9 protein-coding genes are annotated in these 8,443 nt (G+C 64.0%); 3 read left to right on the top strand and 6 right to left on the bottom strand.

What is annotated here, in order from left to right:
- From PXK07_RS18385 to PXK07_RS18375, 3 genes are all read left to right on the top strand, one after another.
- The coding region (locus PXK07_RS18385; RefSeq protein WP_446728406.1) for a capsule biosynthesis protein at positions 1-1,183 on the top strand (1,183 nt) is incomplete at its 5' end.
- Between the two features lie 96 nt (positions 1,184-1,279).
- The gene (locus tag PXK07_RS18380) at positions 1,280-2,410 is read left to right on the top strand and encodes a polysaccharide biosynthesis/export family protein (RefSeq protein WP_274849761.1); all 1,131 of its coding nucleotides are present in this window, start codon (positions 1,280-1,282) and stop codon (positions 2,408-2,410) included.
- Positions 2,411-2,420: 10 nt separating this feature from the next.
- Positions 2,421-4,436 carry a capsular polysaccharide biosynthesis protein gene (locus tag PXK07_RS18375; protein ID WP_274849760.1) on the top strand — a complete coding sequence of 672 codons (2,016 nt, stop codon included), beginning with the start codon at positions 2,421-2,423 and terminating at the stop codon, positions 4,434-4,436.
- A 146-nt stretch (positions 4,437-4,582) separates the two neighbouring features.
- Here the strand turns inward: PXK07_RS18375 and ribD are convergent, their stop codons facing one another.
- The 6 genes from ribD to PXK07_RS18345 form a co-directional block, all read right to left on the bottom strand.
- Positions 4,583-5,662: a bifunctional diaminohydroxyphosphoribosylaminopyrimidine deaminase/5-amino-6-(5-phosphoribosylamino)uracil reductase RibD gene (gene ribD, locus PXK07_RS18370; protein WP_274849762.1), complete on the bottom strand. Its 1,080-nt coding sequence runs from the start codon at positions 5,660-5,662 to the stop codon at positions 4,583-4,585.
- Between the two features lie 45 nt (positions 5,663-5,707).
- Positions 5,708-6,175, bottom strand: a complete 468-nt coding sequence (gene nrdR / locus PXK07_RS18365) for a transcriptional regulator NrdR (protein WP_274849759.1) — start codon at positions 6,173-6,175, stop codon at positions 5,708-5,710.
- Positions 6,176-6,288: 113 nt separating this feature from the next.
- A complete protein-coding gene (locus PXK07_RS18360; protein WP_274849758.1) occupies positions 6,289-6,714 on the bottom strand; it encodes a secondary thiamine-phosphate synthase enzyme YjbQ in 426 nt (141 codons plus the stop codon).
- A gap of 51 nt (positions 6,715-6,765) precedes the next feature.
- Complete coding sequence (locus PXK07_RS18355) at positions 6,766-7,188, bottom strand: hypothetical protein (protein ID WP_274849757.1); 423 nt, start codon at positions 7,186-7,188, stop codon at positions 6,766-6,768.
- Between the two features lie 147 nt (positions 7,189-7,335).
- Positions 7,336-7,746, bottom strand: a complete 411-nt coding sequence (locus PXK07_RS18350) for a hypothetical protein (protein ID WP_274849756.1) — start codon at positions 7,744-7,746, stop codon at positions 7,336-7,338.
- 154 nt (positions 7,747-7,900) lie between these two features.
- Positions 7,901-8,194 carry a hypothetical protein gene (locus tag PXK07_RS18345; RefSeq protein WP_274849755.1) on the bottom strand — a complete coding sequence of 98 codons (294 nt, stop codon included), beginning with the start codon at positions 8,192-8,194 and terminating at the stop codon, positions 7,901-7,903.
- Between the last annotated feature and the right edge of the window lie 249 nt (positions 8,195-8,443).

The raw sequence follows: 8,443 nt of genomic DNA, 5'->3' as shown, positions 1-8,443 counted from the left end.
ACCCATAAAATGCCTCCGCACCGAATGCAGAAATCATACCATCATTCAGATCAGCAAGGGAGTTTTCACACAGCCTCAGGACTGGCCGGACACATTCGCAGAGCTCTGCGACAGCCACGCCATCACCGATATCGTGCTTTACGGCGACACCCGCCCCATCCACGCCGAGGCGGTGCGCATTGCCAAATCGCGCGGGCTGACGGTGCATGTCTTCGAGGAAGGCTACCTGCGCCCCTATTGGGTGACCTACGAACGGGAAGGCTCCAACGGCAATTCCCGCCTGATGGAGATGTCGGTGGCCAGCATGCAATGCGCGCTGGAACGCTCGGACATGGAGGCGCCGCTGCCACCCTCGCATTGGGGCGATATGCGGCAGCATGTGTTCTATGGCGCGCTCTACCATTGGTTCGTGATGTTCTGGAACCGGGGCTATCGCAATTTCAGACCCCATCGCGCCCTGCCGGTGGCCCGCGAATTCCAGCTCTATCTCAAGCGGCTGGTGCTGATGCCTTTGCAGGCGCTGGACCGGCGCATCGCCACCTGGCGGATCCGCAATGGCGGTTTTCCCTATCACCTGGCGCTGTTGCAGCTGGAACATGACAGTTCCTTCCAGATGCATTCGCCCTTCGACAGCATGGGTGATTTCCTGGAAGAGGTGATCACCGGCTTTGCCGCTGGCGCCCCGCGCCATCATCACCTGGTGGTGAAGGCCCATCCGCTGGAGGATGGCCGCGTGCCCCTGCGCAGCGTGGTGCGCCGCCTGGCGCGAGAGCATGACATCGCGGGCCGCGTCCACTATGTGCGCGGCGGCAAGCTGGCGCAGCTCCTGAACGAGGCGCGCACCGCGATCACGGTCAATTCCACCGCCGGGCAGCAGGTCCTGTGGCGTGGCATTCCGCTCAAGGTCTTTGGCCGTGCGGTCTATGACAAGCCGGAGTTTGTCTCGACCCAGACCCTGACCGATTTCTTCGCCACACCGGCCCGCCCGGACAGCCGTGCCTACAAGGATTACCGGCGTTTCCTCTTGGAAACCTCGCAACTGCCGGGCGGCTTTTATGCGCGCAAGGGGCGCCGCCAGCTGTTGCGCCAGGTGGTCGACATGATGCTGGCGCCGGATGATCCCTATGATGCGCTGAAACGGGGAACAGCGGCGCCACGGCAACAGTTGCGCGCCGTGAGCTGACGCGGAAATCGCGCAAGACTGGATTTTGCTTCGCTCCTGCGCTTCGGTACCCGTAAAAATTGAGGCAAAACAATAACAGGTCGAGGAGACCGAGCAGTGACACACGTCCCATTCCGCTGGGCGCGCCCCGTCGCGATTCTGGCCGCGCTAACGCTTGCGGCCTCTTGCGGGTTGCCCAAGGTCGGCCCCAACAAGCGCCAGATCTTTGCCGGTTCCGTGCAAAAACAGGGCGATGCCTTCATCGTATCCGTGAATGACCGCGTTGCCCGTGCCACCGCCGTGGTGCCAGCCCTTGGCTTTTCCGAGGGGTTCACCTCTGCCGGACGGCTGACCTCCGACACCATCCGCCCCGGCGATGTGCTGGGGCTGACGATCTGGGAAAACGTCGATGATGGTCTGCTGGCCGCCGAGGCCAGCAACGCGACCTCGCTCGAAGAGGTCCAGGTCGATAGCGCCGGCTACATCTTCGTACCCTATGCCGGGCGTCTGCGCGCCTCGGGCAATACGCCTGAACAGCTGCGCAAGATGATCACCGAGAAACTGGAAGACCAGACCCCGGACCCGCAGGTGCAGGTGCGCCGCCTGGCCGGTGATGGCTCCACCGTCAGCCTGACCGGCGCAGTGGGCGGCCAGGGGATCTATCCGATCGAACGCCCGACCCGGACGCTGGCCACCATGCTGGCGCGGGCCGGCGGTGTCACCATCCAGCCCGAGATTGCCCAGGTCACGGTCATCCGCGGCAAGAACCAGGGCAAGATCTGGTTCCAGGATCTCTACGATCACCCCGAACTCGATATCGCCCTGCGCGGCGGCGACAAGATCCTGGTCGAGGAGGACACCCGTTCCTTCACCGCGCTTGGCGCCACCAGTGCCCAGGCCCGGGTTCCCTTTGAAAGCCAGGACCTGTCCGCGCTGGAGGCCATCGCCCAGGTGGGCGGCTTGATCTCTACCGCGTCGGATCCGACCGGGGTCTTCATCCTGCGCAACGAACCGGCCGAAATCGCCAATCAGGTCTTGGGCCGCGACGATCTGATCGGAGCACAGCGCATGGTCTATGTGCTGAACCTGACGCAACCCAATGGGCTGTTCATCGCCCGTGATTTCGTGGTGCGCGACAACGACACGCTTTATGTGACCGAGGCCCCCTACACCCAGTGGACCAAGACCATCTCGCTGCTGGTCACCCCGCTTGGCGCGGTCTCCAGTGCCACATCCATCGTCGAGTGATCTCAATCCAATGCACGACACGCCGCAGGGCAACACCAGAGCCGGGACCGAAAGGTCCCGGCTTTTCGTCTATAATGGCGGCTTTCTGACCCAAAAGCGCCTGCGGCGCATCCTGCAGCTGGCGGGCTACGACCTCCGGCTGGGCCTGCCTGGGGATGGCGATCTGGTGGGCATCTGGGGCAACTCCCCCACCGCGCACCGTGGCCGGGCCGTTGCCGCAAAATACGACGCCGACCTGCTGCGGGTCGAGGATGCCTTTCTGCGTTCGGTGCATCCGGGGCGCGCCGGCGAGCCGCCGATGGGGCTGCTTCTGGATCGGTCCGGCGTGCATTTCGACGCCGCGATCCCCTCCGACCTTGAACACCTCCTGGCCACGCACCCATTGGACGACAGCCATATGATGCGCCGGGCCCGCGATGCCATCGGGCGGCTGATGGATGCGCACCTCAGCAAGTACAACGCCTATTCTCCCGTGGCGCCTGTCCCCGATCCAGGCTATGTGCTGGTGGTGGATCAGGCGCGCGGCGATGCCTCCGTGACCGCATCAGGTGGCGATGCGGCGCGGTTCCGCGAGATGCTGGTCTTCGCGCAGGAGGAAAACCCCGGCGCCCGCATCGTGATCAAGACCCACCCCGAGACCCGCGCCGGATACCGGCCCGGCTATTTCGGCGCCAAGGATGCGAACGACAGGATCACCCTCTTGAGCGATCCGGTCTCACCCTGGCCTCTGCTGGAGGGCGCCGTGGCGGTCTACACGGTGTCGTCGCAACTGGGGTTCGAGGCCATTCTGGCGGGCCACAAGCCGCGCGTCTTTGGCCAGCCCTTCTATGCCGGCTGGGGTCTGACCCAGGACGAGATGCCGCCCCCCCGCCGCAACCGCCGCCTGACCCGCGCGCAGCTGTTCTCCGGCGCGATGATCCTATACCCCACCTGGTACGATCCCTTCCGCGACCGCTTGTGCGAGCTGGAAACGGTCATCGACAATCTGGAGGCCGGGACCCGCGCCTGGCGGCAAGACCGGGTCGGCTGGGCGGCCTCCGGCATGCGCCTGTGGAAGCGCAAACCGCTACAGGGGTTCTTTGGCCGCGAAAAGAAGATGCTTTTCACCGAGGATCCCGAAAAGGCAAAAGAGAGCGGGCGCAACTGGATGGTCTGGGCCTCCAAGGCGGACAAGACCCACACCGGAGCCTATCACCTGGAGGATGGTTTCCTGCGCTCGCGCGGGCTGGGGGCAGAGCTGGTCCCGCCCCTGTCTCTGGTGTTGGATCGCCAGGGCATCTACTACGATCCGCGCCAGCCCTCGGATCTGGACGACCTGATCGCCCGGCGCGCGGATATGAGCCAGGCGGAACACCAGCGCGCCGAGCGGCTGATCAAACAGCTGACCCGGGACAGCCTGTCGAAATACAATCTTGGCGGCGAAGTCCCCGATCTGCCACCCGGCCACCGGATCCTGGTGCCCGGTCAGGTAGAGGACGACGCCTCGATCCTCGCTGGGACAGGCAAGGTTTGCAGCAATCTGGATCTGCTGCGCCGGGTGCGCGCCGAGAACCCGACTGCCGTGGTGATCTACAAGCCCCATCCGGACGTGGAGGCGGGCCTGCGCAAGGGCCAGATCGTGCCAGAGGATCTGGCCGATGTGGTGGCCCATAAGGCCGATCCCATGGCCCTGCTCGATCAGGTGCAGGAGGTCTGGACCATGACCTCGCTGCTTGGCTTCGAGGCGCTGCTGCGGGGGGTGAAGGTGACCGTGCTCGGCTCACCTTTCTACGCGGGATGGGGGCTGACGCGGGATATCATCTCGGCCCCGGCCTGGCGCAAGGCGCGCCCCGATCTGGCCGGTCTCGCCCATGCGGTGCTGATCGACTACCCGCGGTATTTCGATCCCATCACGGGGCAGCCCTGCCCGGTTGAAGTGGTGGTGGATCGCCTGGCCAGCGGTCAGCAACCAAACCCCGGGCTTGCCAACCGGAGCCTGTCGAAACTGCAGGGGCTGTTCGCCACCTACGCCCACCTCTGGCGCTGAGCAGTCCTTAGTTGCCGTGAAACATTAGATCATCTGCAATATGTCACCAAGCGTCTGCCCGGTGGGCGTGGAACGCGCCCGCCGTGGGGCGGGCGGACGCATGCCTGCCGCTAACGCGACAGGCATCAAGGGAAACTCAAAAAGTATCAGTCGCGCAAGGCCCGGCGCCAGCGATGCAGGATATCGCCCCCGACCGGACGTGCCTCGACCAGCTCGAACCGGGGCGCCTCCTCCAGCCGCCCCAGCCCCAGGGCACCGATTGAAGGCAGACCTTCGGCACCGATGCCGATCCCGGCGGTAAAGCCGATGAGCTCATCCACCAAGTCAAAGGCCAGGAGCGAGGCCGCCAGCGCGCTGCCGCCCTCGCAGAACACCCGTGTCAGCCCGGCCTGGCCAAGCTGCTGCAGAACATCGGCGGCGGACAGCTGCACGCCATGACTGGCGCAGGGGATCAGCCGGGCGCCAAGCCCCTCCCAGGCGCGCAGGCGTTCCACATCGGCGCCCTGCCCGTGACAGAGCCAGACCGGCACCTCATTGGCTGTGCGGGCAAGCTGGCTCATCAGCGGCAGGTCCAGATGGCGGGAGGCGATCACCCGCACCGGTTGCCGTTCCACACCCAGATCGCGCACCGTCAGCGACGGATCATCGGCGCGCACGGTGCCTGCTCCCACCATCACCGCATCGTGGCTGGCACGCATGGCATGCACCGCACGGCGTGCCTCGGGCCCGGTGATCCATTTGCTTTGGCCCGATCCGGTGGCGATACGGCCATCAAAGCTGCCCGCAAGTTTCAGCGTCACCAGCGGACGCCCCTGCTCGGTCTTGAGGAAGAACCCGGCGTGATCGCGGGCGGCCTCTTCGGCGAGAACGCCGGTGGTGACCTCGATCCCCGCTTGGCGCAGCATCTCGAACCCCTGCCCCGATACACGCGGGTCACTATCACCGATGGCCGCAACCACCCGGGCCACGCCTGCCTCGATCAGCGCCTGGGAACAGGGCGGGGTCTTGCCATGATGGGAACAGGGTTCGAGCGAGACATAGGCCGTAGCGCCGCGCGCCGCAGCACCGGCCTGCGCCAGCGCCATCGGCTCCGCATGGGGGCGTCCGCCGGGCTGGGTCCAGCCACGCCCGACGATACGCCCATCCTTGACTATCACGCAGCCAACCGCCGGATTGGGCCAGCAATTGCCCTGCCCCCGCCGCCCCAGCGACAAGGCCAGCGCCATGAACCGCGCGTCCACGGCTTTGTCGTAGCGGCTCATCTCAAGGGCTCACTCTTCGGTCGGCGTATGGGGGCGCAGCTCGTGCACAAAATCCTCGAAATCGTCGGCAGCCTGGAAGTTCTTGTAAACGCTGGCAAAGCGCACATAGGCCACGGTATCGATCCGGGCCAGGGCCTCCATCACGATTTCACCGATCTTCTTGGAGGGGATATCCGTCTCGCCCATGCTTTCCAGGCGGCGCACGATGCCCGAGATCATCTGATCGATACGCTCCGGGTCGATCGGGCGTTTCTGCATCGAGATGCGGATCGAGCGTTCCAGCTTGTCGCGGTCGAAATCCTCGCGGCGGCCATTGGTCTTGACCACCACAAGATCGCGCAGCTGCACCCTTTCATAGGTGGTGAAGCGCCCCCCGCAGGCGGGACAAAACCGGCGGCGGCGGATCGATACGTGGTCCTCTGCCGGACGCGAATCTTTGACCTGAGTATCGATATTTCCGCAAAACGGGCAGCGCATCAGCCGGTCCCCTTTATGATCAATGCCTGTACATTGCGCACCCTGTGGCGCACTTATCCACAAGTATAGGGGAGCCTCTACAGTTTGGGTAGAGGTGAATTCACACCGCTAGATCAAGCGGTTCCCGCAAGATGTGCTGCGACTTTGCGCCGGTGCGGCGCATCGCGATGTTCAAACAGGTATACCCCCTGCCAGGTGCCCAGAACCGGCGCCGCGTCGCGCACAGGAATGGACAGGCTCACCGGCATCATGGCGGACTTGATATGGGCGGGCATATCGTCCGGCCCCTCGTAGGTGTGCCGAAGATAAGACATCGACGGATGTGAGCTGGGCGGTACCAGGCGCGCAAAATACTCCTTCAGGTCCAGCTGCACCTCGGGATCGGCGTTCTCCTGCACCAGCAGCGAACAGGAGGTGTGGCGCACAAAGAGCGTCAACAGCCCGTCCCGGACACCGCCCCCGCCAACCCAGGCGCGCAGTTCGGCGGTGAATTCATAAAGACCCTGCCCACGGGTTTCGATCTGGAAATCGGTTTGCATGAGGCAAGGCTTGCAGGAAGAGCGGCCTCATCACAAGACCTCAATCCAGGATCAGGGCCGCAGGAAGAACGGGTCTTCGATCCGATCATAGCAATAGTTGCGGGCCAAAGAGGCGCTCAGATTGTCGCCAACCCGCTTGATCGACAGGGAATATCCCGTGCTTGTATCCGCCCCCGGCGGCGGTACCAGCGCGAATTTCACCGACTTCCTTCCGGGCCGGTTCTTGGAGGGGCCGATCCCCTCCCAGATGTAGATCCTTTGCGTTGCACTGCTGCGCAGCTGCCGGATGGCAAAGTCACCGATGCCGCACCAATAGTCCTGCGGGCCGGAGCCAACCCGGCTGACCACCTCCCAGACACCCTGGCTGACCGGCAGAACCTCGTGGTGATTCCAGGCCCACCAGGCCTGTGCCGAAAACGGGTAAAGCCCGATCCCGGCCGCCAGAAACACGCCCTTGCACAGCTTCCCCTTCATGATGTCGCTCCCTTCTGGTCAGGCGCAAAGATCCGGTTGCGTCTCGCCTGCCGCCTTTCGACACAGACAGTAGTTGCGACCAACTGGTGCGAACCGACATCCGCACCCGACGAACCACGTGGACCGCGCCTGATGGGCCACAGTGCCTTAAGGATCTATCGACCTGTCGTGACAGTAAAGCCCCGCCTGCTGCACCGACAGGGCATCCCCGACACGCAGACCGATCCGCAACCAGCTCCGGCGACCGACAGATGGGACATCAATCCGCTCGGCTGACAGCGTGAACTGAACCGCAGACCGTTTTCCGGTGGTGACGCTGACACCGCGCCCGCGCAAAACGTAGACCTTGTCCTGCCAGCCCGCGCCAAGCACGCGCCGCGCATATTCTGACGCACCGCACCAGAAATCCCTCGGCGAGCCGGAGTTCTGCGCGATGACTTCGAATACACCGGGGCTGACCGGATTGACCCGAACACCATCGGAGGTGGTGAAGGCCTGCGCCGCGCTGCCCAGGTGCAAGGCCATCACGCAGCAAACGCTAGCAAAGACATGTTTCATCGGATGTGCCCCCTGATCTTTATCTCAAGATAAGACGCATCCCGCTGGAGGCAATGGGACGGGACGCTCACAAATCGGAGATCGGCGAAACCCCGCCCCTGCCCAAAGCAACGGTGGCAAGGGCCGCGCTGTTGCGCTCGACTGAGTCCTGCGGTCAGGCCCGCTTGGGAAAGGGGATGATCTGGGCGCTATGTTCTGTGCCCAGCGCCTGCTCCAGAATGGCAAGAACCTCGGGCTTGGCCGCCTCTGCACCGGTGGGGCCGAAGGCCGCACGAGCCTGCACCCGCAACATCTGCCGGGCCTCGTCCGCCTCGATCTTTTGCAGCCTGTCGCCCTGTTCCTTCAGCACCTCGACCATGAACTGATTGGCCTCGGTCAGATGGCGCAGGTGCAAGAGCTTTTCCTCAAGCCTGCTAAGGGCAGCAGTGTTCCCCTGATTGACAGACATGGTGACCCCCAAAAGAGCAGTTTCCTTAACCAAAAGTTTACGCCTGCGGCCAAGCAGGGACAAGCACATGGCAAAGAAATGGTTAACGCACGCGAGGCGCACTGAGTGCCACAAATGGGAATACAAGCTGGCTGTAAGAATCCGGCTTGCGAGCCGCAATGACCACTCCCAGCCCTTGGACGAAGCCGCTTTCGCGGCAATGGCGCTTGTGGCTGCAGTGTTGAGCCGATCCTAAGGGCGCGCATTTTG

Source organism: Phaeobacter sp. QD34_24, assembly GCF_028890115.1.
In the GTDB taxonomy this organism is placed as follows: domain Bacteria; phylum Pseudomonadota; class Alphaproteobacteria; order Rhodobacterales; family Rhodobacteraceae; genus Phycobacter.
The sequence above is the reverse complement of the archived record's forward strand: the minus strand, read 5'-3'. Positions and strand labels throughout refer to the sequence as shown.